Consider the following 24,272-nt stretch of genomic DNA (forward strand, 5'->3'; position numbering starts at 1 on the left):
CCGTGGAGAGTGTTTGAAAGTTTCCGTTTGCACCTTTTCGGACTTCTTTTGTGATACTAAAACCTCCCTAGTTGTTGTTATGTCGTTCATTGTTAATATGGCTTTACCAAATCGTTTTATGTATTTTTGTTGAAGATTATTTAGTAAGACCACTGCGATGGATTCTATCATTTGTGCAATATACCGTTCACGAGATAGACAAGAAATTGTAAGATAACTTATTGTCTTTTTATAAAAAGACTCCCTATAATGGAGATATCTTATTTAAGGAGCTGGGGAATTTGAAGTCATTCAAGTCGTTTACTTCAAAAACATTTATCGTCCTGTCCCTCCTAGTCATTGGCACAGCATCTTTTCTGTTATGGATAACGAGTGATGCTCATCGCGCGACTCCGCTGTCATACCCTGCGTTAGAGCAGAAGCTTGCAGCAGCAGATAGTGCGACGTTAAAAGAAACCTCATCGGGATCTCTCTATTTAAAAACAGCGAATGGCCTATATGTTACAAATGTACGTCCCGAAAGTGAACTTGCAGAACAGCTTGTTAAGACATATAACGTTTCGTATACGTATTCAGGTGGAAATGCATCCAGTTACCTAATTGCAGGGTTACTGTTAGCTGCGCTTCTCACGTTACTTATTCTTCAACAAAAAGGAAAACTGGGTGTAGGCGCAGCTTCTATGAAACATAGCGCATCGAAAGAAACTCCTCTTCCGGACATTACCTTGAATGATATCGGAGGACTGTCACAAGAAATGAAAGACGAAATCCACCAAACACTGGATATCATTAAAGACCCGAAACGATCGGAAGCACTTGGTGTGAAAGCACCGAAAGGAATCTTGCTCGAAGGACCACCCGGAACTGGTAAAACTTTACTAGCCCAGGCAATTGCACATGAAATCGGTGCTTCGTTCTATTCTTCAAGTGGTGCTGCATTTACTGAGCTCTTTGTCGGTGTAGGGGCATCTCGAATCCGTACCATGTTCCAAAATGCACGAAAGCAGGAGATGGCAGTCATTTTCATTGACGAAGTGGATGCGCTTGCTGGAAAAAGAAAAGCTCACGGTGGAGAAGAGTCTGAGAAAACGTTGACTGAGCTTCTTGTCCAACTGGATGGCGGGGCGGATAATGAAGGAGTTTTGTTCATTGCTGCAACAAATCGGAAAGATATGTTGGATGAAGCCTTCTTACGACCTGGACGCATCGATTATTCGTTCCAAGTTCCTCTCCCTGATACACAAGGGCGTCGAGAAATTATGGACATCCATATTAAAGGGAAGGCATTGGCACCTAACGTGTTTGCGTCACTAGACATGTTGGCAGAAAGTACATCAGGCTTTTCAGGTGCACAAATAAGTGCACTCTTTACAACGGCAAGTAAACGAGCGATTCGTGAAGGGCGTGCTGAAATAGTCACGAGTGATATGGATTTTGCGATTGACCGGACCATTCTTGGCAATGCGTCCAGGAGCATGAATGATCCATTGACTAAACGACGTGTTGCAATTCATGAATCTGGTCACGCATTAATCGCTGCGATTACAAAACCACATTCAGTGCGAAAAGCAACGATTATACCAAGAGGGCAAGCGCTTGGTTACGTTGCGCCAATTCAAAAAGAACTGCATTTACAAACTGCAAGTGAACTCCTTGACCAAGTCAGTATGATTCTTGGCGGTGGTATAGCAGAACGTATCTACCTGGGAGAACATAGTATTGGTGTAAGTGGAGACGTTCAACAGGCAAAAGATATTATTGAACGGATGGTCGACACGGGGTTACTTCAAGATGGGTTCACGTTGACGTTCAGTAAAACCGACAAAGAAATCAAGATGCAAGAACTCTTTACTGTCGCTGTTGAGCGGACTGAAGAATTGATACGTGGCCATGCTAGCCAGTTCGAGCATTTGGTCAATGAATTATATACAAAAGAAACATTGGACGGTTCTGAAGTGCATGAGATTGTGTGCGGTGTGAAAAAAGAACTCGTTCCAAGTTCGTAATAAAGAAGAGGGCGGCCAATTATATGGCTTGCCCTCTTTTATCTTTTTCGGTTAGGAATCTTATCACTGTGCTTTTTATCATTTACGAATTTCATAACGACCGGTAAAATAATTGGTCCCCATTTAACAGCTGTCTTAACGACTTTAGTAATTTTCATATGCTTCGCTCCTTAAAAGAAGTTATACCCCTCTTTTCCCATGTTGAGGGGGTATTTAAACCTGTAAGAGAATCCCAAGTAACTAACTGCGTAACAGATTATAGATTTCCCTTTTCAGAGTGAGGAATGGGTCACTCAGCAATAATTCCTCAGAACGGGGTCTATCAAAAGGAACGGTGATTTCTTTTTTCACAACGGCAGGTTTGTCAGATAGGACGATAATCCGGTCAGATAGAAAAAGGGCTTCGTCGATATCGTGTGTAATGAAAAGAATCGACTTTTTGTACGTTTCCCAAATAGATAAGAGCCACTGCTGCATTTCAAGACGTGTGAATTCATCTAACGCTGAAAAAGGTTCGTCCAAGCAAATTATCGATTGTGGGGCATTTAAACTACGGATGAAAGATACGCGCTGTTTCATACCACCGGAAAGCTCATTAGGATAGGCATCTTCGTAACCGGACAAACCTGCGCTTTTAATGAGTTCCAGCGTTTTAGTACGGTCTTGTTTGGTGCCTGCAATTTCCGCACTTAACTCAACATTTTGTAATACAGTCCTCCAAGGAAAAAGCGCTGGACTTTGTGGCATATAACTAATATATCCACGGGAATTATTCAGAACAGAACCGTCAAGAGAAATTGTGCCAGAATCAGGTGTGTAAAGTCCACCAATGAGCTGGAAAATCGTGCTTTTCCCGCTTCCTGAAGGACCCACAATAGAGACGAACTCGCCTTCTTTCACGGACAATGTAATGTCTTGAAGAACATGGTTTAGACCATATGATTTTGATAGATTTTCAAGAGTGAGTTGACCCATCCGATTCTTTCCCTCCTTGACTTCGCCAACGTAGGACGCTTTTTTCGACAGCTAAAATAATTCCGAAATACGTTAAACTCAAAATCATGATCAGTACAATGGCAACAAAAACACGGTCCGTTTTGAACGAAGAAGAAGCGAGTGTCATATAGACACCAATTCCTTTGTTCGCACCGAGCCATTCAGAAATGACAGCCCCCATAACACTGTAGGTTGCTGCGATTTTTAGTCCTGAAAACAGTGAAGGCAATGAGTGTGGCCATTGCAATTTCCAGAAAATCTGGCGATTGCTTGCGCCAATCATCTTTAAGTAGTACAACATGTCTCGATCTGTTTGTCTGAATCCATCCAGTGCAGCAATCGTTACTGGGAAAAAACAGACGAGAACGATGACGATGACTTTCGGAAGCATCCCGAACCCGAACCAAATGACGAGAAGTGGAGCGAGTACAATCACCGGAATGTTTTGCGACAAAATCAGGAGCGGATAAAAGGCTTGCTGAAGAAATGGGATCCGAAATAACAGTATGGCTACAACAATTCCTACAGTAATTCCGACAAGATAGCCAGTTGCTGAAAGAGTGATTGTGGACATAATATGAGAGACATACAATGAATAGCCGGTGAATGCCTCTTCAGCAATTTGAGTAGGTAAAGGAAGAAGCCAAGCGGGCACATCGAAAAGCCGAGCAGCGCCTTCCCACATAACGAGTAAAAGGATGAAGACCAGAAGCGGCCGCCATCCTTTATTTACTGCCGATTTCATCTGTATTTCTCCGTTAGCTTTTCCATAGAAGCACCTTCAGGATTGCTGTAGATTTTCACTTGGGAAATGACACTTGATGCTCCTAATTCAGTCATACGAGTGTTCATTTTTTCAATAATGCTGAGCAAGTTTCCAAGTTCGCCTTCCATCGTCGTTTCAAGTGGTGCGACCCGATAAGGAACACCAGATTGTTCGATCACTTCAATCGCCGCATCTACATACGGAATGACATCTTCACCGTTTGGGGTCTTTGGTATTATTTGAATACTAACAAGTGCATTCGCCATTTTCATTTCCTCCTTAGTTTGGTAAAAACTCGTTTGTAAATGCATCTTTTGCGTTGAATTCGCCTTCAAGCAAGTTGTTCTCATCCATCCACTGCGCGTAATTTTCCCATGTTTTCAGTTGTTGTTCACCGAAGCGAGGTGCGTCATCCTGATATTTAGGGGAAAGCCATTGCTGACTTTTTTTGACGAGCTCTGGATCTAAATCAGGGACAGCTTTTATTAAGATATCTGCAGCTTCTTCAGGATGATCAATTGCAAACTGGTACCCTTTTACAGCAGCTGCAACAAAGGCTTCCACCTTCTCGGGATCTTTTGCAATGAGTTTTTCATTTGTAGTAATGACGGGTGTATAGTAATCCAGATTCTCTGAGTAGTCCTTCAAATATTGCATGTTCAGTTCCATTCCACGTTGTTCGGCTTCGATGCCTGTCCAGCCATAGTATACCCAGGCAAGGTCGATATCACGTTGAATCGCTGTGAAGAAATCAGAAGAACCCATGTTGATATACTTTACTTTACTGCTGTCGGCGTTATCTTTTTCCATCAGGGATTTAACGACAGCTTGCTCAACAGGAGCACCCCAACCGCCATAATTTTTCCCTTCGAAGTCTTTCGGCGATTCTATGCCTGCCTCTTTTAAGGAAGCAAATCCAGACGTATTGTGTTGGATGATTGCAGCAATCGAAACGATTGGAATACCTGCCGCACGTGCTTCTGTGAGTGCTTCCTGTGCACCGATTCCAAAATCAGCTTTTCCTGATGCTACGAGCTGATCAGCACCAGCTTCGCCCGGAAGCATGATTTCTACATCCAGTCCTTCATCTTTAAAGTATCCTTTTTCTTGAGCTACATACAAACCAGTATGATTCGTATTTGGTGTCCAATCGAGCGCGAAATGGACTTTTTGGATAGCTTCTTTGTCGTCTCCACTTGACGAGCTTGGTTCGTTTTCTGCTCCGCAAGCTGTGAGAAGCGATGCAGCAAACAGAACTGTGAGTATTCGTTTCAATGAAATTCCCTCCTGGAGTTTCACACTGCAACAAAAAAACGCGCACTCCCGATTTTCGGAAGTACGCGTCACATAATCATTATGGAATGAATATGTTCCCTCCGCTGGCGTTACCCAGATCAGGTTCAAAGGGTCTGCATGTCGCATGCATCTCAACCGGTTCTCCGGTACCCCTACATATTGTCAGTGATGAAGTTGTATGGTGTTCACTTATTACTTTGCCATACTTTTCTGTAAGTAGCAAGTCTCATAGTTTCAGCGTTTTTTACTTTCCGCAATGAATTTAGTCATGATATACTAAGAAAAGGATTTTCTACTCTGATTCATCCAAACAGAAAGTGAGTGGTCAAAATGGGCCGTAAGTGGAATAATATTAAAGAGAAGAAAGCGTCAAAAGATGCCAACACGAGCCGGATCTATGCAAAATTCGGTCGCGAAATATATGTAGCAGCAAAGCAAGGGGAGCCGGATCCGGAATCGAACCAAGCTCTTAAAATCGTTTTAGAACGTGCAAAAACATATAGTGTACCGAAAACAATTATTGAACGTGCAATTGAAAAAGCTAAAGGTGGCGGAGAAGAGAGCTACGATGAGCTTCGCTACGAAGGATTCGGACCAAATGGATCGATGGTCATCGTCGATGCGTTAACGAATAACGTCAATCGGACGGCATCAGAAGTACGCGCAGCGTTCGGTAAAAATGGAGGCAACATGGGTGTGAGTGGTTCTGTTGCATACATGTTCGACCACACTGCTGTTTTCGGAATTGAAGGGAAGTCAGCAGATGACGTCCTTGAATTGATGATGGAACACGACGTGGATGTCAATGACATTAGCGAAGAAGACGGGCAAGTTCTAGTTTACGCAGATCCGACAGCATTCCACGAAGTTCAAGAAGCGTTTAAAGCTGAAGGAATCACTGATTTCACAGTCGCTGAATTGACTATGCTTGCACAAAACGATGTCGAGCTTGACGCGGCATCAGTTGAGCAATTCGAAAAAATGATCGATGCAATCGAAGACCTCGAAGACGTTCAACAAGTCTATCACAACGTAGATCTTGGAGAATAAAACACAATAAAAAGCGACAAGAGCGGTCTAACGCTCTTGTCGCTTTTTTAGTTGTCACCAATTATTGTTCTTATACTTTTTATAATAATTCACTTGTCTAAGGAACAAATAAAGCTTCCGCTTCAAATGCTTGTCCCCTTTGTAGAACAGCGGGTTTACAAACTGCTTCTGTTTCAAAAGACGTTTAATGTCTCTCTTAACTGCCTTGTTCGTTACAAACTTCTTTAGCACAATCTTTGGAACTACTGTGAACAGGAAAGGTTTGTTGAGCAATACTAGTGGCTTTTGCTTGTTGTAGATCAAATCATCCACAAAATAACTTGCCATGTTATGTCCTAGAGCCGTTGTATAGTAACTAGAACGACCTTGGCGGATATTCACTTCAAAAACTTTGAATTTCTTATCGCGAGGGTCATATTTCAAGTCGAAGTTCGCAAAGCCTCTATAGCCCACAGCCTCTAAGAAGTTTTTCAACTTGTACATCATTTCTTCGTTGTATCGTGTAATCACAGCTGTGTAGTTTCCGATTGCAGTCACAGTATGTTCTTGCAAAACAACTTGTGCAAACGTGACGAGCTGGGTTTGTCCAGCTGAATTTGAATAGATAACCGAATCCCACATATATGTATCATCACCTGGGATGAAATCTTGAATAATCAGCTCTTCGTTGTACCCACTTTTCTTCACCGTTTCAATGACTTCGTTTAATTCAATCAGAGAGTTCACTTTGTACACTTTTTGCTGTCCGGCAAACTTGTTTTGGTTATAGACAACAGTATCACTCGGCTTCACGATTACAGGATAATTCATGTCTTCCTTGAAAGGTCCATCCACTTTGCAATCGTAGAAGAATGTTAATGGAGTATCAATACCATGTTCTTTGCACAACTTATAAAAGTGGGATTTGATCTGTAAATTGTCCATGAGCTCACGGTCGATATAATTGAAAGTAAAGTGCTCTTTTAACTGATCTGCATGTTCAATGATAAGCCGGACATACAAATCATTCGTACCTACTAGCAATAGTTCGCGCCCTTCAGCTTTATATTTAGCCGCAATTTTAATTAGAATGTCAGCAAACTTATCTTCGTCAGATAGCTCTGTATTGAGCTCGATTTTATAGGGAATTGTACTAAGTTGTGTAAATGATAACGGCTCTTTCCCGATCAATACAGGATTGATATGGTAGGCTTCGTGAAAAGAAATCGCCATGTTGTATGCGTTCATATCTGTACCAACTATGATTGGTAAGAATGGAAGTTTTTTTGTGTTCATTGTATCCTCCTAAATCTCGATGGAATTGTCGTTCCTAAAATCCTAATCTCTATATTACATGGAAAACACTTTGGTATACAACAGTTAGCCTACGCGGGAGTGTACCTAATCAGGTTTAAATCTGGATAAAAAAAGGAATAGAAAAATGAGGTTCATTTCAAGGAGGAACAAGCACCATGTTGAAAATTGAAGAAACAAAAATGGATATGAAGCGTGAGGAAGTCATCCAAAGGCTAGTAGGGCGAGGTATTTTCAAGATTGAAGGAAAGCAGCTCTATGAACTACCATTACTTATATTAATGAAAGAATATTATAGGCACATATAATGGCAATTGCCGGTTGAGGAAATTCTCCTTAGCCGGCTTTGTTTTACCACTCTATTAGTGAAGAGGTGAATGGACATGAACGATAGTCAATCAATTCGTAGTAGACTCGAATGGGTGAATGAAGCCACCATAACTATGATTCAACGAGCACTGGAAGATGAATCGCTCAGCTCTGAAGAATTAGTATTATTTTATATGGATCGGATATCCAGAGAAGGACAAATAACTAATGCAATTCTCGAGTTAAATCCCCATGCCTTACAAATCGCTCAGACACTCGATTTTGAAAGAAGGATATCAGGTAAACGTTCAATGCTACATGGTATACCAATTTTACTGAAAGATAATATAGATACAGGAGATGCCATGCATACGAGCGCAGGTAGTTTAGCATTGGAAAATTACTATGCACCGCAGGATGCTTTTCTCGTTCAACAGCTTAGAAAGGCAGGAGCCATCCTACTTGGAAAAACCAACATGACAGAGTGGGCGAATTTCATGTCTGCTGATATGCCAAACGGTTGGAGTTCTAGAGGAGGTCAAGTGCTCAATCCATATGGACAGTTCGAAGTGGGAGGGTCCAGCTCAGGGTCCGCAGTAGCTGTTGGGACTAATTTAGCAGTTGCATCGATTGGTACTGAAACGACGGGATCGATTATTCACCCGGCTTCACAAAATGGAATTGTTGGTCTGAAACCTACAATTGGGGCGATCAGTCGAAGCGGCATCATACCATTATCAGTGACACAGGATACGGCGGGTCCGATGACACGTACAGTAACAGATGCTGCAATCGTCTTTGAGGTGTTACTTGGACAAGATCCAGACGATCCTATAACAATTTACTCGCAAAAGTATGATTCCACGCATGGTCTTGACTACTTAAAAAAAGAATCACTGCAAGGAATAAGTATTGGTATCGCGAGTTCAGTATTTAGAAACGAAGTATCTCCAGAACGGATGAAATTATTTGAAGATTCATTAAAAATATTAGAACAATTAGGCGCCAAAATCATCCCAGATATCGATCTAGGAACAAAAGAAAGTGATCTAGGCTACAATGTTCTCTTACATGAGTGTAAAGCAGCACTTAATCATTATTTAGGCAAAACCCCAATAACAAATCCCATTCGATCAATTGCGGATATAATTAGTTTCAACAACAATCACCCAGAACAGACTTTACGATATGGACAAGAACTGCTCAAAAAAATAAATGACCGGACTGGTTTACTAGTCGAACAACCTTATATCGAGGCTCTACTACGAAATCGTCACTTAGCAAGAAAGGTAGCACTTGGAAAAGCCTTAGAACAAAATGGTGTCGATATCTTAGCGTTCCCTCAAGATCATGGCTGCAGTTTTGAAGCGGCTGCTGGTTATCCCGCTATAACTGTGCCTGCAGGAGTGACGGATTCGGGCGAGCCATTCGGTTTAACATTTACAGGACCTGCATATTCTGAACCGTCTTTACTAGGGTACGCATATGCTTTTGAACAACAGACGCAAGTACGTCGCAAGTTCAGGATGGCACAGAAGAAATAAGCAAGCTAATAACAAACTGTGGTAAACTGAGAGGAAGAGAGCGAAAGTAGGGATGGAAATGTCCTTTTTAGAAGGAATGAGTCAAGAAGTTAAAGAAAAATGGAAATTTGAAAACGCAATGCCGATACAAGAACAAATGATTCCGGAAATGTTAGCAGGGCGTGATGTAGTTGCGGAATCCCCAACAGGTTCAGGGAAAACGCTCGCTTATGTGCTGCCACTACTGGAACTTGCGGATGGTTCTAAACAGCAAACTCAGGTTCTTATCATGACCCCATCTCAAGAATTATCCATGCAAATTGTAAATGTAATTCGTGAATGGATTACGGGGACGGAAATTACGGTCACGCAACTGATTGGCGGTGCAAATATGCAACGCCAAATTGAAAAGTTGAAAAAGAAACCTACAATTGTTGTCGGAACACCAGGTCGACTCAACGAGTTGATCAAAAACAAAAAACTGAAAATGGGAGAGATTCGTCATATTATTCTCGATGAAGGCGATCAGCTGTTGTCACGTGAAAATCGTGTATCAGTGAAAAATATGATTGAGTCTGCCCATTCAACACGTCAAGTAGCCGTTGTATCAGCAACGATTACAGAGGACATTGAAGATGTCGCAATACGATTCATGAACGACCCAGTTCGTTTGAAAGTGACGGCAGAGGAAATGCCAGCAACAGGAGAAGTCGTACACTCTTATGTGAAAACGGAAGAACGAGATAAGACAGATCTATTACGCGGGATGTCCCATATCCAGGGGCTCCGAGCATTGGCATTCATTAACAACGTGGATCAGTTGCGCATGAAAGAGATGAAACTCCACTATGAAGGCGCGCCCATTGCGGTTCTCTATTCAGATATGAACAAATTCGAACGTCAAGATACGTTAGATAAGTTTCGTAAAGGGGATATCCGAATCCTTATTGCAACTGACCTAGCAGCACGTGGATTGGACATCGAAGGACTCACACATGTGATCCATGTCAACGTTCCGCACACAGTGGAGCAATACGTACACCGATCTGGTAGAACAGGACGTGCAGGATCTGACGGTGAAGTACTGACATTATTATCCTATCCAGAAGAACGGGATTATCGAAAACTTGCAAAAGGATATAAACCAGTTCAAAAAGTATGGCATGGCGGCAAGCTGATTGAAGGGAATTCTAAAACTGTGAGCGGCCCAAAACCTTCATCACCTAAAAAGAAGAAAAAGTAAAAAAAAGTACGCCATGAGAACTTCTCATGGCGTACTTTTTTGCTTAAAGTTCTGTCAAAATAATCGGTTTGTCTTTTGTAACGATAATCGTATGTTCGATTTGAGCTACAAGGGACTTGTCAGGTGTGATGAATGTCCAGCCGTCGCCTTCTTCAATAATATGCTCAGCCTTTTCTGAGATGAATGGCTCAACAGCAATGACCATACCTTCTTTCATGATTGTAGGTTCCCATGCATCGTAATAATTAAGGACATGCTGGGGCTCTTCATGAAGTGTCGTTCCGATTCCGTGACCTGTAAGGTTCTTAATCACTGTTAATCCATTATCTTTTGCTTCGCGTTCTACAGCTTTCCCGATTTGGTTGAGACGTGAACCTGCCTTCACTTTTGTCATTGCCCGATCAAAAGCATTCTTTGCAGTATCGCATAACTTTTGTTTGGCTTCGTCAGCAGTACCGAGCACAAAAGAAATACCTGTATCTGCAAAGTAACCACCAAAAGAACCGGAGACATCGATATTGATGAGATCGCCGTCTTTTAGAACTCGTTTGCCTGGGATTCCGTGAGCCACTTCATGATTGACACTTATGCACGTATAGCCAGGGAAATCATATTGATCAATCGGAGCAGAAATGGCTCCTTTTTCAGTGAAAAGTTTTCCACCGAGTTCGTCAAGCTCCTTCGTCGTCATGCCAGGGGTAGCTGCTGCTTTCATCTCTTCACGAATTTCCGCTACAATTCTTCCGATTTTTCGCAAGGCAGCAATTTCTTCTTCTGTGTTTGCAATCATGTGAAATCCTTCTTTCTGTACTTTCTTTATCCTCTACAACTATACCACATATAAAGGGAACTACCCGAGCAGACAGTTTACTGTTATTTAAATACTTTCACGCCTTGCACAATATTCCAGACGAGAACAATCAGAAACAGAAAACTGTATATCATCATAAAAAGAATTGGTGCCGCACCCCAAAAGCCTATGGAGTTAGGTGCTGTGAGTAAACTTTGAGAGTCCAGAAAGTCTGTTGAGGTTTGACGAAATGAAAAAAACTGAAAAAATGAAATTAAACTAGCCGCAACTAATAGAACTGTTGGGATGAGATGAGAGATGAGAGCTCGTTTGGAATGATGTTTGACATCACGATTATCAGCAACAATCCAAACGATGAAGGGCAATAACAAAGGTGCAAAAAGAACACTAAAATAGCTGAGTGAAGAAAGTAATTTCGAGTTATCCAAAATAGTTCTTCTCCTTTCTAACAAGTCCGTATAGGTAGTATTGCCAAACGGACATCCAAAAGCACAACTAATTTAATTGTTCCTTGAAAAAAGGTTGTTTCAGAAAAAAACGTCGTTTTAGCAACCAATAGTTGCTAAAACGACGTCTCTTCATTTTTTTTAGAGGGAGCTGAAGGTGAGAACATGAACATACCTATTATCATAATCACTATTAAGAAAAGGGTAGATAAGGTTACGAAAAGTTCTTCAAATTGAATATTCACGAGAATACCAAAAAATACCCAAATGAAAATTGTACTAATGATCCAGTCCCGATGGTGATAACTAAAGTGTAGTGCAATGGCTGCGAGTACCGTTAAGTTTATAATTGTCCAGAGAACCGAACTAAGGCCTAAACGATTCCATTCATCCCAAACAATTAAATAGTTGGCATTCACAACAAAACTAATGAGTGTCCAGGAAAACAGGAGAGCAATTGGAACGCGATGTCCCCAACTATTTTGCTTTGATGGATAGGAACGATACAACGCGTAAAGTGAGAATGCCCCAACCAATGTAGAGAGACATGCCCATCCGAAATAGCCAAAATGCCAAAATGGAAACCATGCTGAATTTGTCAGACAAGCGATAATGAATAGCACAATACGTTTTGTGGAAATCAAATCACCGGAATTGAATTTAACAACCCAGTATGCGAGAAATACAAAAATAATGGGTCTAATAAAGAAAGTAAAGTCTGCAGGCATAAGAAGAATAGGTAGTTTATGGGCTATTTCTATTGTAGTCATCCCGTTTAGCAGTGTTGAATTTGAAATAGTAAGTGCAGCAGTTAAAAGAAGAAAGGCAAAAGCTAAAATCATTTTTTTCATGAAAAATCCTCCTTGTACCAGTATACTAGTAAATAGGACGTTGTAAAAAAGTAATTATGAAGTTTTCGCAACAATTCTCATAAATGTGCATGTATAGGGCAGTTGTTTAAGGGAAGAACATGGTATACTAAGCAAAATGATTACATAAACATTTATGTACGAAAAGGAAAAAGGAATGGCTAATGGCCCGTACAAAAGGTGGAATAGAATGTGATACTACTTGAAGGAAAAACATGCTATTTACGGATTTTAACTGAAGAAGATGCTGTGATTTTTACAGAATTAGTCTCACGAAACAAAGAGTATTGGACAGTGTTCGAACCACGTCATGATGCTAGCTATTACACAGTACCCATGCAAAGGGAAAAGATTCGTGAGTCTCTTTATCAAATGCGTGATCGTCGAGAGTATAATTTCGGTATTTTCGACAGCGAAACTAGCCAATTAGTTGGACAAATCTCGCTTTACAGCATAAAGCGATTACCTTTTTCAAGTGGATTTGTAGGTTACTCGATTGATCATGAGTCAGCCGGAAAAGGGTTAGGAACGGAAGCACTCGAAAAGGCAACGAAATTCGCTTTCGAAACAGCAGGATTACACCGTGTGGAAGCGTATGTATCTCCTCGTAATGTCGCATCTATTCGAGTCCTTGAAAAGACGAAGTTTGAACGTGAAGGATTGCACCGGAAATTACTTTACATAAATGGTGTTTGGGAAGACCATTATATGTATGCACAACTTGAAGACAATTATTGAAAGGGTAAGACCGCATGGCGATTTTTTAAAAGTCGCTTTCGGATATGGTTTTACCAATAAAAAACACATTACCACAAGCTTCTACAAGCTGAATGGTAATGTGTTTTTTATTGTCTATTTCCCGGGAAATAAAACGGAATTAGTCGTTTTGTACAGTTGTTTTAGAATAACCATCTTCAATGACATCTAGCTTTCCAGTATCGGGATGCATGACAAGGCCATGTACAGGAACTGTTGTATCCATCAAGGGGTGGTGACGGACAGCATCGACACTTTGTTTAACGCTTGCAGTCACATCTTTGAATCCATGAAGCCAACCTTTAAGATCTACTCCAGAATAAGCAAGAGTTTTAAATAGATCACGGTCAATCCCTCTAGCTACCATTTTGTCGATAATTGAATCGGTGTCAATGGAGCTCATACCGCAATCGTAATGACCGATAATGTATACTTCATCAGCCTGTAACTCATAAATAGCGATGAGTAGACTACGCATAATACTACCGAATGGATGAGCAACGAGTGCACCAGCACTTTTAACGATTTTAGCGTCTCCATTTTTTAGGTTCATAGCACTCGGAAGGAGCTCTGTCAGACGAGTGTCCATACAAGTTAAGATAACAATTCGTTTGTTCGGGAATTTTGTTGTGGCAAATTTTTCATATTGATGTTCAGTTACGAACTGGTCGTTATGCTCTAAAATTGTTGAAAGTAGTGTCATAATAATTCCTCCGTTTTATAAGTATATAGAGAAAAAGGGCGCCAGTTGGCAGCCCTTTTAATATTCTCAAAAATCCTATATAGGATTATGCTTAATAGGTGACATCTGGCTTTGGATCGATAACTTCAGCATCGTGAGACACTAAAGAATCATTCATGTAATGAATCATGAACATCGCAGCTAAGCCGAAGGTAACTGCAAAACCGACGATAGTAACGATTAGTAAGGCCATTATTAGTCTCCTCTCTATTGATAATCAGTGACTAACACCATTATAACGCATTTACATGAAAAGATTAAGAGCTTACGCGAAACTTGTCTAGAATCTAGTGTTAAAACGCCCAAGTCCCATTTCGGAAGAGAGGTTCAACTGTTCCGTCAGGAAGGACACCGTCAATGTTCATCTCACCGGACCCAACCATGAAGTCCACATGAGTGATACTTTGGTTCAATCCATTTTTCTCAAGTTCCTTACGATCCATTTCTTTACCGCCATCTAAATTGAATGCATAAGCGCTACCAATGGCTAAGTGATTGGAAGCATTTTCATCGAAAAGCGTATTATAGAACAAGAGCCCAGATGCTGAAATAGGGGATTCATGGGGAACAAGGGCAACTTCACCCAAATATTTCGCACCGTCATCCGCTTCAATCATATTTTCTAGCACGTCTTGTCCCTGTCCTGCAACGATGTCTGTAATCTTACCATCTTTGAATGTAATCTTGAAGTCATCTATGATTGTTCCGCCATAGCTCAATGGCTTTGTACTTGAAACGACACCATTCACTCCGGTTTTCAAAGGAGCTGTAAATACTTCTTCAGTAGGCATGTTCGCCATGAACGTAGCGCCATCTGCATTTACACTACCAGCACCACACCATGTATGTTTTTCCGGTAATTCAATCGTTAGGTCAGTGCCTGGAGCTGTGTAATGCAGTTTGTGATAATGTTTGCTATTTAAATAGTCCACTTTTTCATGGAGTTTCTGATCATGCTGTTTCCATTCTTCAACTGGATTTGATGTGTTGGCACGCACAGCTTTGAATATCGCGTTCCATAGGGCTGGTACTTGTTCTGCTTCCGGTAAATTAGGGAAGACAAGAGATGCCCAATCAGCTGAAGGAGCGGCAATGACTGTCCAGCTAAACTTGTCTGCCTGCATCATTTGACGGAATCCGTCGAGAGCTTGACCACTTGCTTTTTGTGCATCTCGAATACGTGAGGGATCAACATTTTTAAATAAGTCCGGACTTTGTGAAACGATACTCATAAAGGCAGTTCCTTGCTTTGCAAGCTGTTCGCGCTCAGCAATTTTCCAAGAAGGAAATTCTCCGAAGGAATCTGCTGGTGCTTGTTCATAACGAATACGAGAGACGACATCGTCACTCCAGTCAACAAAGACTTGTCGCGCACCTGCAGCATACGCCTTTTCAACGATGATTCTGACAAACTCTCGAACGTCTGTAGAAGCACTTATAAAGAGGTTTTGGTTAGGTTGGATATTTACGCCGACTGTAACGGCAAGTTCTGCATAGTTTTGTAATTGTTGTTCAAATGTATTCAATAGATTCATACCCCTTTTCTCAATGTTATCTAATAGTACCAATATTGGTTAGAAAAGTGCAAAAAGAAAGTTTTGAATCCGCTTTCAACTATTGATAAAAAGTTTCCTGAGATTTCTCGACCAGATTCTCTAAAGAAAGTTCAAAATCTGACGAAATAAATAGAAGAATGAAAGACATGGAGGTCTTTGCATGGATTTATCAACGGTATTTGGTTTAATTATCGGTGTCGTAGCAGTATTTGTCGGCATGTTTTTAAAAGGTGCGGCACTCTCAAGCTTGATTAATCCCGCAGCTATTTTAATTATTATCTTTGGTACGATAGCTTCGGTAGTCATCGCATTTCCGATGAACGAAATTAAACGTGTCCCGAAACTTTTTGGGGTGATTTTTAAAGAACAAAAGCTATCTTCGGATGCTAATATTATTCGTATGTTTTCATCTTGGGCGGATGTAGCTCGTAGGGAAGGTTTGCTTTCGCTTGAAGCCCAAACGGATTCGATCGAAGATCCTTTTTTGAAAAATGGATTGGGACTAGCAATTGACGGTCAAAATGCAGATTATATACGAGATGTTCTAGGTGAAGAAGTCGATGCGATGTCTGATAGACACTCGGCAGGTGCGCTCATATTTTCACAAGCAGGTACCTATGCGCCAACGCTTGGTGTGCTCGGGGCTGTTATTGGTCTGATTGCTGCACTTGGGGATATGAACGATATTGAAAAACTAGGTCATGCCATTTCAGCAGCATTCATAGCCACTTTGCTAGGTATTTTCACAGGATATGTACTCTGGCACCCATTTGCTAACAAACTAAAGCGTAAATCCGCAGAGGAAGTAAGACAGAAGAATATGATGATTGAAGGGATTCTCTCTGTTCTTGAAGGGGAAGCGCCACGTGTCATCGAACAAAAGCTATCTTCTTATCTATCTATGGAGGAACGTCGTAAGCTTGCTAACGGAAGCTCGAATGGCAAGGAGGCGGGGGAAGTTGCCGAAGAAGCGTAAGCGCAAAAGAGATGATGGACACGTCGACGAATCCTGGCTCTTGCCATATTCAGACTTGTTAACGTTGCTACTTGCCCTGTTTATCGTATTGTTTGCTTCCAGTTCTATTGATGAGGCGAAGTTCAGTCAAATCTCATCAGTGTTTAGTGAAGTTTTTGATGGTGGTAAAGGGGTAATGGATAGTTCTTCTCCAACCACTGTTCCTGTACCGCAAGAAGATGCAGGCGCAGGAAATGAAAATTCTTCCTATTTAGAGGACCAGCGATCTCTCGGAGAGATTCAAGAAAATCTAGAGGACTATATAGCTGAAAATGAATTGGAAGGTCAGTTTGATACAAAACTTACTGAAGAGGGATTACTGGTCACGATTCGTGACAGCGTTCTGTTCAACACAGGTAGTGCCGAGATTGACACTCAATACCGTTCGGTTGCATCTGATATTGCGAAATTGCTCGTATTTGAAAAGCCACGACAAATCGTAATTGCAGGTCATACGGATAACGTGCCGATGGCAAGCGGTCAGTATAAATCGAACTGGGAGCTAAGTGTCATGCGTGCAGTTAATTTCTTATCGATAATTGCTGAAAATGATAAAGTGGACCCAATGGCGTTCAGTGCTAAAGGGTACGGAGAATTTCGTCCTATTGCAGCAAACGATACAGAGTCCAATCGTGCAAAGAACAGACGGGTTGAAGTTTTAATTCAACCGCTCGTATTAAAAGACGGGACGGCATATGAATAACTGCTAAATAAAAAGCAGCAGCTCCGCGGAATGGGAGCTGCTGCTTTTTGCTGTAAAACGTATTGGAAATTAACCGCGAAGTGAACCGAGTTCGGCAACAATTGCCTGCATCTCGTTCGGTGTAATGGTCTCGCGTTTCATTACCATTTTGTAAATGTAATGAAGATCTTCGTATTTAGATGTACTGAAGTTCTCTGCCTTCATGGCATCTACATTGACCATACGAAGCTTTTCTTTAATTTCAGTAATCATATAAGAAACATTTTCAGGAGTGGGTTGAGTTAAGTCCATAGTTTTTTCCGCCTTTCGCTATCTACGGACTTAATCATTCCATTAATTTAAGTCACTGTCAACCTGCATTTTCTCTTTTTGTTCTTTCTCTTCTTTGATTTTAGCTTGGAAACGTTTAGACTCCATTACAATGACACCAGACAAGCCGAGAAGACCGATAAGGTTAGGAATCGCCATCAGACCGTTTAGAACATCTGCGAGTGTCCATACAACATCTAGAGTAGCCGTAGCTCCTACGAAGATGAAGAGTACAAAGACAATGCGATAAGCGAAAACAGCTTTTGGATTCGGGAACAAGTACTGGAAGCACTTCTCACCATAATAACTCCATCCAAGAATCGTAGATGATGCAAAGAAGATGAGTCCAATAGTTACAATCATGGGTCCGGCTCCGCCCAAGAACGTACCAAATGCTTCACCAGTTAAAGCACCTTTGTCGATGCCATTCTTCCACTGTCCAGACATAACGATTGTAACTCCAGTAATCGAACAGATGATCAGCGTATCAAATAAAACCTGCGTCATGGAAATTAGTGCCTGACGTCCAGGCATGTCGGTCTTTGCTGCTGCTGCAGCGATTGGAGCAGACCCGAGACCTGCTTCGTTTGAGAAGAGTCCGCGCGCAACTCCAAAACGAATTACTGTACCAATTGCTCCGCCTGCAAGAGCTTGACCAGAAAATGCATCGCTGAAAATCAAGCCGAATGCAGCTGGAACCAAGTCGAAGTTTAAAATAATAATAATTGCTCCTGCAATGAAATAGAAAAGTGCCATAATCGGAACAAAGAATGCTGTTACTTTACCGATTGACTTGATGCCGCCTAAAATTACAAGTGCTCCGAAAATGACGAGCGCAATTCCAGTTACCCAGAAAGGCACATTAAATGCATTATTCATTGCATCTGCAACAGCTTTAGATTGTGTTCCGTTACCAATTCCAAATGCAGCAAATGCACCGAAGATGGCAAATAAAACACCTAGCCATTTCTGTTTAAGACCATGTTCTAAGTAATACATCGGTCCTCCGGCCATTTGACCATTTGCATCTTTTACGCGGTATTTAACTGCGAGTACTGCTTCTCCATATTTAGTTGCCATTCCGAATAGTCCCGCGATCCACATCCAAAAGATCGCACCGGGTCCTCCAGTTGCAACAGCGCTGGCAACACCTACGATGTTACCGACACCGACCGTTGCAGCCATGGCCGTCATCAACGCTTGGAATTGAGTGATATCACCGTCTGCTTTTTTGTCGTGATTTCTAGAAAACACTTGTTTCAATGAGTACGGTAATAATCGAAACTGAATGAATGTGAGTCGGAACGTTAAAAATATCCCTGTTCCAACAAGTAAAATTAGTAGTGGTGGCCCCCAAATGATATCGCTTAATTTACCTAGAAATGCCTGTACTTGTTCCATCCCAATTCCCCCCTTGTTGTTTGACCAACTATATGTCTATAAATACGAAGAAAGAAGTCCGCACCCCCTTTGTAGAAAGAAAATTCAAACTAATATAACTAGTTACTGTTATTAAGTACTAATATTGCGAAACTTCAGTGCATCCGTCAAGTACTTTTTTAAAGATACGGACTGATTTGTTTGTTTTTTACTTCGTGGGGTATAATACGGTAAGCAATTAAGTAATCTATTTGGAGGTATTTTATATGGGGAATAGTAAACTTGGTAAATTTATCTTGTTAGGTGCTTTACTTGGTGGGGCAGCTGCTCTGCTCGATCGTTCGACACGTAATTCTGTAATGGGAACTTCGAAAAAAGCGGCAAATGAAATTTCGTTCTATGCCAAGAATCCGGAAACTTTGAAACAAAAATTGGTTGATCAGAAAGACAAATTTCAAGCTGCCTTTGAACAGTTATCTGGAGATGTGTCTTATATTAAGGAGCAAGTAGAAGAACTTAAGGCATTGACGCCGCAAGTGAAAGAATTGGTAACAGATACTAAGGAAACATTTGTGGATTCAAAAGAAGAGTACGAAACCATAATGAAGGATTCACCATCTGCCACCTCGTAAACCGCGAAGCGAAAAGGAGGGATACGCGTTGAAAGAAAATAAAAAAAACCAGTTGTCCGATGGGCCGCCTTCACTCAAAAAGGCCCATCAGGACAAACCGTACATAAACGAACTCTCGCACCGATCCAATGATGACGGAAACAAATTTTCGGATTCTAAAATAGGCGGCTTTGTATCAGATATACAAGAAGGAGACCTACATACATTTGATGTAACAACAAAAGATGGGTTTTTGAAAGAATTGATTTTGCGCATTAAAACCGTCGATGTATCCGGGCTTGGTGCTGAACTCTCTTATTTTTTCTTATTTTCAATGTTTCCTTTGCTTATTTTCCTTTTCACGTTGTTGCCGTATTTAAATCTTGACCAGGCGCAAGTCATTCTGTTCATAAGGGATTATGCACCGGCAGAAGTGGCAACCATGATTAGCGATATTCTAGAGCAAGTGCTGGCTAACAAAAATGGTGGCTTGTTGTCCATTGGTATTTTAGCAACACTTTGGTCTGCTTCCAAAGGGATGAATGCATTAACGAAAGCGCTAAATCGCTCATACTTTAAAGAAGACTCACGCTCGTTTGTTGTCCAGCGTGGAATGTCCATTGTCTTTACTGTAATGCTTGTACTTGTAGTGGTGGTAGCTCTTGGTTTACCAGTATTTGGAGAGCAAATCGGTTCAGTCATCTTTTCTTATTTAGGATTTGAAGATGGATTCAACACATTATGGAATCAGTTGCGATTCATACTACCACCTATTCTGATTGCAGTCGTGTTCACACTCATCTATTGGTTAGTACCAGATGTAAAACTTCCATTTAAAACAGCACTTCCGGGAGCTTTGTTTGCAACGATAGGTTGGATTATTACTACTCTCGGATTCTCATTTTATGTTTCCAATTTCGGAAGCTATGCAAATACGTATGGTAGTATAGGAACCATCATAATTCTTATGCTATGGCTTTATTTCTCAGCAATCATTCTCATGATTGGCGGGCAAATCAATGCAGTCATGAAAGAACGGGCAGAACGAATAAGAGAATTAAAAAGCAATGCCACGGTATAAGCCGTAGCATTGTTTTTGTCTTTTTGCATCGTTGACTCTGAAAATGAATGATAACAGGTCGTTAATCTCCGTTCCGGACGGGCGCTTTCCGGGGGCTTGCCCTCAGCCTCCTCATCGCTTCGCTCTTGCGGGGTCTTCGCGCTGCGCTAATCCCCAGGAGTCGCCGTCCTGCACTTCAATCAACTGAATGTCCTATGACACATTCACATCATTCAAGCAAAGGATTCAATCGGAGTGCTCCATGTCCAGCTGGCAAGAATAACTAGATGTAGCAGAAGACATGAGACACCGATATGAAATCAAAGAAGTCTATGGAAATGTAAAGAGACAGTTGAACGCTTTTTTGCTGATGCTTAGGAGAAGTATGGTATCCGCTGGCCAACACTAAGATGGCTTAGTGTATTGAATGAATGACATTTTATTGAGTACAACTGGATCTATGCTGGGTCTCCCAAATAATGAATATAGATCTTCAACCAATGGATAAATGAAAGAAAAATCAATTGCTGCATCTAATTTACGAACCAGATGGTCTTGTGGAAATGACAGTTAGATTGTAAGCATCTTTATCAGTTCCCGTTCTTTGATTTGATTCTTCATCATCATTTCAATTACCTCATTTGATAGTTGGGAGATACTGTTGATTGTAGCGGAGAGCGGCGACTCCGGAGGGATAAGCGAAGCTCGAAGACCCTGGACTGAGCAAAGCGAGGGAGATGAGTGCTGCCTTAATTTCAGCAAAGTGCGCTAAAATACGGCAAATCGAACTCTTCGTTGTTCGATTGGCTGAGAGCAAGCCCCTTGGAAAGCGTCCGCTCGCAGTGAAAATCAACTTTTCATAATTAATCCTATTGTAAAAGAAAAAGACTATAGGCAAACCCAGTGATTTATGGAGTTTGTCTACAGTCTGAAGCAATGCCACGGTATAAGCCGTAGCATTGCTTTTACTTTGTTGTATTGAGCATTCGTAATCCGTTTAGAATGACAAGAATCGTACTTCCTTCATGACCGAGTACACCAAGTGGCAAATCCACGACTTGCATGAAGTTAGAAATGATGAGCATTGCGATGACGAGAATAGAGAAGAATATATTCTGCTTTACAATACGCTGCATTTTTCTCGAAAGTTTGATCGTGTAAAGGAGTTTAGTTAAGTCATTCTTCATAAGAACGACATCTGCTGTTTCCAATGCGACGTCTGTTCCTTCACCCATCGAAATACCACTTGTTGCTGTAGCGAGTGCAGGTGCATCATTAATGCCGTCCCCAACCATTCCAACAGCACCATATTGGCCCATCAATTCTTTGACTTTCTGAACTTTCATATCTGGAAGACATTCCGCAGTGTAAGAATCAATGCCGGCTTGGGTAGCAATAGCTTTTGCGGTTTTTTCGTTGTCTCCTGTCAACATAATGGTTTTCAATCCAGCTTTTTTGAGTTCTTGAATAGCTTCTATCGCCTCTGGGCGGAGAACGTCTTGTAGCGCAGCCGCTGCTAGAATGCCTTTCTGATCTTTAATGAATAGAACTGTCTTACCTTCATCAGCTAGAGCGAAAGCGGATCCACTTTGAAATGTTTTAGCTTCTTCAATTCCAACAAACCGTGGGCTTCCAACGATTACTTCTCCTTCAGGTGGAAACGCTCGCAAGCCATTGCCTGGAACTTCTTCAATGTCAAAGTCGCGTCGCATCGGGATATCTTTAGTGAGTGCGTATGCTGTAACTGCTGTCGCTAGAGGATGATTCGAGCGAGACTCGATACCTGCTAAAAGTGACAGCGCGTCTTCAACAGAAGTACCTTCACGTACGATGAAATCCGTTACAACGGGTTTACCTGTCGTTAGCGTCCCTGTTTTGTCAAACACAATAGCTCGTAGTGAGCTTAAATGCTCGAGGTGAACGCCGCCTTTAAATAAGACACCGCGTTTCGCACCATTAGAGACAGCTGCGAGTGTCGCAGGCATAATCGAAGCGACGAGCGCACAGGGAGATGCGACGACGAGAAGAACGATAGCTCGATAGAAAGTTGTTGTCCAATCCCAACCAAATATGAAGTGCGGCAAGAACAGCATAAGTGCAACTGTTACAAGAACAACTTTGACGTAACTCCCTTCGAACCGTTCGATAAATTGCTGGGAAGGAGATTTTTCACTTTGTGCATTTTGCACCATTGTAATAATCTTTTGGAACAACGATTCACTACTTGGTTTTGTTAATTCCATTTCGATAACGCCACTAATATTTACTGTACCTGCAAATAATTCATCACCGAGTCGCTTATCTGCAGGAACTGATTCACCGTTTATAGCTGACATATCGACAGATGTACTACCTTTTTGCACAACACCATCTACAGGAATTCGTTCACCGGGCTTAACGAGCAATCTAGCACCAACTGCTAGGGAAGACGTTGGCACACTCACTTCAGTACCATCTTCCTGGATGAGCCAAGCTTCTTCAGGTTGTAATTCCATGAGTGAAGATATTTCTTTATGGCTTTTATTCAACGTATACGTTTCAAGAGCACCACTCAACGCAAAGATGAAAATTAGAATAGCGCCTTCAGCCCAATAACCAATGATTGCAGAACCAACCGCTGCGAGTACCATTAACATTTCTACGTTGAGTTCTTTGTTTTTTATTGTTTCTTCGATTCCTTCTTTTGCTTTGGCATAACCGCCGATCAAAAAGGCAGTTACATATAGTCCTATCGAAAAAAGTTCAGCTCCATTTTTCCCGCTTAACCAAGCTGCCAAAATGAGTATTCCTGAAAGAATAGCCAAACCTAGTTCAATATGTTCTTTCCAATCCACTGACTTTTGAAGCTCTGTATTTGCATGCGTTGTCATAATACCCCTCCTAATTGAGAATGAATTTCACTTTCATTTACCTTTTGAAAGTAGGAAAGTCGGATTCCATAAGGGAAATCCGACTTAAATGATATCTGTTACTACTTTATAATTACTATTAATAGTAGTATAGCATAGTTGAGAAAAAAGTGTTACAGTGTGTTTCGTTTTTAGGAAATGATGAATTTTTGCATATAAAAAAGCAGAGGCACTGAAAACCTCTGCTACAGATCTAGTTATCGATTCAAAAATGTTATTTCATCTTGCCCATACGGACTTCTAAATCGTCAACGAGACTAATGAGACGATCGATTTCTTCAAGGTCAGCTGTTTCGGGCTCAATTGTATCGAGCGTTTCCAAAAACTGATTGAGTCGAACTTTTAGATCATCAACTTGGTTAGATGGTGAGTTTTGCATAAGGAACACCTCTTTCTATACACCTATTTTAACGGAAATAGTTGGTCAGTACAATTAGTTGAAAAGAAAATCAATTTTAACTATTCACAATTAATCGTTAATGTGTTATGATACTTATAATCAAAAAAAGGAGGGCAGCTGAACAAGTTCTGATAACAGAAGGAGGGGATTCGAAGACGTCTGGAAACGGAAATTCTATTGGCGAATTCGCAGTAAATCTATGATCAAATTACTTATAACATAA

At 41.2% G+C, this 24,272-nt stretch carries 25 protein-coding genes, 1 pseudogene and 1 riboswitch; of the genes and pseudogenes, 10 read left to right on the plus strand and 16 right to left on the minus strand.

Features of this window, described 5'->3' with window-relative positions; translation table 11 throughout:
* Positions 1-281: 281 nt before the first annotated feature.
* Positions 282-2,006: an AAA family ATPase gene (locus tag RL70_RS07475; protein ID WP_039042790.1), complete on the plus strand. Its 1,725-nt coding sequence runs from the start codon at positions 282-284 to the stop codon at positions 2,004-2,006.
* 240 nt (positions 2,007-2,246) lie between these two features.
* On the opposite strand, the gene RL70_RS07480 is transcribed toward RL70_RS07475, so the two are convergent.
* The 4 genes from RL70_RS07480 to RL70_RS07495 are packed head-to-tail and all read right to left on the minus strand — an operon-like array spanning position 2,247 to position 5,043.
* Entirely contained in the window at positions 2,247-2,981 is a 735-nt protein-coding gene (locus tag RL70_RS07480; RefSeq protein WP_039042791.1) for an ABC transporter ATP-binding protein, read from the minus strand.
* Positions 2,962-3,747 (minus strand): ABC transporter permease, encoded by a 786-nt coding sequence (locus RL70_RS07485; protein WP_039042792.1) that lies wholly within the window; start codon positions 3,745-3,747, stop codon positions 2,962-2,964. Before RL70_RS07485 ends, RL70_RS07480 begins: the two co-directional genes overlap by 20 nt.
* A complete protein-coding gene (locus RL70_RS07490) occupies positions 3,744-4,034 on the minus strand; it encodes an MTH1187 family thiamine-binding protein (RefSeq protein WP_039042793.1) in 291 nt (96 codons plus the stop codon). The genes RL70_RS07485 and RL70_RS07490 overlap by 4 nt, the downstream gene beginning before the upstream one ends.
* A 13-nt stretch (positions 4,035-4,047) precedes the next feature.
* Positions 4,048-5,043 (minus strand): ABC transporter substrate-binding protein, encoded by a 996-nt coding sequence (locus RL70_RS07495; RefSeq protein WP_039042794.1) that lies wholly within the window; start codon positions 5,041-5,043, stop codon positions 4,048-4,050.
* Positions 5,044-5,122: 79 nt separating this feature from the next.
* Positions 5,123-5,228: riboswitch (TPP riboswitch) on the minus strand.
* 166 nt (positions 5,229-5,394) lie between these two features.
* Between RL70_RS07495 and RL70_RS07500 the strand changes: the two genes are divergently transcribed.
* Positions 5,395-6,114 carry a YebC/PmpR family DNA-binding transcriptional regulator gene (locus RL70_RS07500; RefSeq protein WP_039042795.1) on the plus strand — a complete coding sequence of 240 codons (720 nt, stop codon included), beginning with the start codon at positions 5,395-5,397 and terminating at the stop codon, positions 6,112-6,114.
* 54 nt (positions 6,115-6,168) lie between these two features.
* Here RL70_RS07500 and RL70_RS07505 read toward each other — a convergent pair whose 3' ends face one another.
* On the minus strand, positions 6,169-7,389 hold the full coding sequence (locus tag RL70_RS07505; protein WP_039042796.1) for a carboxylate--amine ligase: 1,221 nt from the start codon (positions 7,387-7,389) through the stop codon (positions 6,169-6,171).
* A gap of 176 nt (positions 7,390-7,565) precedes the next feature.
* Here RL70_RS07505 and RL70_RS17515 point away from each other — a divergent pair, with 176 nt between their 5' ends.
* The 3 genes from RL70_RS17515 (at position 7,566) to RL70_RS07515 (ending at position 10,482) form a co-directional block, all read left to right on the plus strand.
* The gene (locus RL70_RS17515) at positions 7,566-7,715 is read left to right on the plus strand and encodes a Fur-regulated basic protein FbpA (protein WP_082003357.1); all 150 of its coding nucleotides are present in this window, start codon (positions 7,566-7,568) and stop codon (positions 7,713-7,715) included.
* Between the two features lie 75 nt (positions 7,716-7,790).
* Positions 7,791-9,260: an amidase family protein gene (locus tag RL70_RS07510; RefSeq protein WP_052245843.1), complete on the plus strand. Its 1,470-nt coding sequence runs from the start codon at positions 7,791-7,793 to the stop codon at positions 9,258-9,260.
* 58 nt (positions 9,261-9,318) lie between these two features.
* A complete protein-coding gene (locus RL70_RS07515; protein ID WP_039042837.1) occupies positions 9,319-10,482 on the plus strand; it encodes a DEAD/DEAH box helicase in 1,164 nt (387 codons plus the stop codon).
* Positions 10,483-10,525: 43 nt separating this feature from the next.
* Here RL70_RS07515 and map read toward each other — a convergent pair whose 3' ends face one another.
* The 3 genes from map to RL70_RS07530 form a co-directional block, all read right to left on the minus strand.
* Positions 10,526-11,272, minus strand: a complete 747-nt coding sequence (gene map, locus RL70_RS07520; RefSeq protein WP_039042797.1) for a type I methionyl aminopeptidase — start codon at positions 11,270-11,272, stop codon at positions 10,526-10,528.
* 83 nt (positions 11,273-11,355) lie between these two features.
* Entirely contained in the window at positions 11,356-11,721 is a 366-nt protein-coding gene (locus RL70_RS07525; RefSeq protein WP_039042798.1) for a DUF4870 domain-containing protein, read from the minus strand.
* Between the two features lie 134 nt (positions 11,722-11,855).
* A complete protein-coding gene (locus RL70_RS07530; protein ID WP_039042799.1) occupies positions 11,856-12,590 on the minus strand; it encodes a hypothetical protein in 735 nt (244 codons plus the stop codon).
* A 210-nt stretch (positions 12,591-12,800) separates the two neighbouring features.
* Between RL70_RS07530 and RL70_RS07535 the strand changes: the two genes are divergently transcribed.
* On the plus strand, positions 12,801-13,346 hold the full coding sequence (locus RL70_RS07535; RefSeq protein ID WP_039042800.1) for a GNAT family N-acetyltransferase: 546 nt from the start codon (positions 12,801-12,803) through the stop codon (positions 13,344-13,346).
* 139 nt (positions 13,347-13,485) lie between these two features.
* On the opposite strand, the gene RL70_RS07540 is transcribed toward RL70_RS07535, so the two are convergent.
* The 3 genes from RL70_RS07540 to RL70_RS07545 form a co-directional block, all read right to left on the minus strand.
* Positions 13,486-14,067, minus strand: a complete 582-nt coding sequence (locus RL70_RS07540; RefSeq protein ID WP_039042801.1) for a carbonic anhydrase — start codon at positions 14,065-14,067, stop codon at positions 13,486-13,488.
* Positions 14,068-14,158: 91 nt separating this feature from the next.
* Positions 14,159-14,299, minus strand: coding sequence for a hypothetical protein (locus RL70_RS17850; protein ID WP_156137944.1), 141 nt, complete (start codon positions 14,297-14,299; stop codon positions 14,159-14,161).
* Positions 14,300-14,399: 100 nt separating this feature from the next.
* Positions 14,400-15,632: an aminopeptidase gene (locus RL70_RS07545; RefSeq protein WP_039042802.1), complete on the minus strand. Its 1,233-nt coding sequence runs from the start codon at positions 15,630-15,632 to the stop codon at positions 14,400-14,402.
* A 190-nt stretch (positions 15,633-15,822) separates the two neighbouring features.
* Between RL70_RS07545 and motA the strand changes: the two genes are divergently transcribed.
* Together motA and motB are read left to right on the plus strand one after the other, a co-directional pair.
* Positions 15,823-16,638, plus strand: a complete 816-nt coding sequence (gene motA / locus RL70_RS07550) for a flagellar motor stator protein MotA (protein WP_039042803.1) — start codon at positions 15,823-15,825, stop codon at positions 16,636-16,638.
* Complete coding sequence (motB, locus tag RL70_RS07555; RefSeq protein WP_039042804.1) at positions 16,622-17,380, plus strand: flagellar motor protein MotB; 759 nt, start codon at positions 16,622-16,624, stop codon at positions 17,378-17,380. The genes motA and motB overlap by 17 nt, the downstream gene beginning before the upstream one ends.
* A gap of 69 nt (positions 17,381-17,449) precedes the next feature.
* On the opposite strand, the gene RL70_RS07560 is transcribed toward motB, so the two are convergent.
* Complete coding sequence (locus RL70_RS07560; protein WP_039042805.1) at positions 17,450-17,671, minus strand: DUF1128 domain-containing protein; 222 nt, start codon at positions 17,669-17,671, stop codon at positions 17,450-17,452.
* A 42-nt stretch (positions 17,672-17,713) separates the two neighbouring features.
* Entirely contained in the window at positions 17,714-19,090 is a 1,377-nt protein-coding gene (locus tag RL70_RS07565) for a sodium:alanine symporter family protein (RefSeq protein WP_039042806.1), read from the minus strand.
* A 245-nt stretch (positions 19,091-19,335) separates the two neighbouring features.
* Between RL70_RS07565 and RL70_RS07570 the strand changes: the two genes are divergently transcribed.
* Together RL70_RS07570 and RL70_RS07575 are read left to right on the plus strand one after the other, a co-directional pair.
* The gene (locus RL70_RS07570; protein ID WP_052245844.1) at positions 19,336-19,701 is read left to right on the plus strand and encodes a hypothetical protein; all 366 of its coding nucleotides are present in this window, start codon (positions 19,336-19,338) and stop codon (positions 19,699-19,701) included.
* A 28-nt stretch (positions 19,702-19,729) separates the two neighbouring features.
* Complete coding sequence (locus RL70_RS07575) at positions 19,730-20,761, plus strand: YihY/virulence factor BrkB family protein (protein ID WP_231567250.1); 1,032 nt, start codon at positions 19,730-19,732, stop codon at positions 20,759-20,761.
* A 399-nt stretch (positions 20,762-21,160) separates the two neighbouring features.
* Here RL70_RS07575 and RL70_RS17520 read toward each other — a convergent pair.
* From RL70_RS17520 to RL70_RS18020, 3 genes and pseudogenes are all read right to left on the minus strand, one after another.
* A pseudogene (locus RL70_RS17520) lies at positions 21,161-21,310 on the minus strand (IS5/IS1182 family transposase); the annotation flags it as partial.
* A gap of 395 nt (positions 21,311-21,705) precedes the next feature.
* Positions 21,706-23,610, minus strand: coding sequence for a heavy metal translocating P-type ATPase (locus RL70_RS07580; protein ID WP_039042807.1), 1,905 nt, complete (start codon positions 23,608-23,610; stop codon positions 21,706-21,708).
* A gap of 253 nt (positions 23,611-23,863) precedes the next feature.
* Complete coding sequence (locus tag RL70_RS18020; RefSeq protein ID WP_172643555.1) at positions 23,864-24,028, minus strand: SE1561 family protein; 165 nt, start codon at positions 24,026-24,028, stop codon at positions 23,864-23,866.
* Between the last annotated feature and the right edge of the window lie 244 nt (positions 24,029-24,272).

The sequence above is a fragment of the Sporosarcina sp. ZBG7A genome (assembly GCF_000813425.1).
Lineage (GTDB): Bacteria > Bacillota > Bacilli > Bacillales_A > Planococcaceae > Sporosarcina.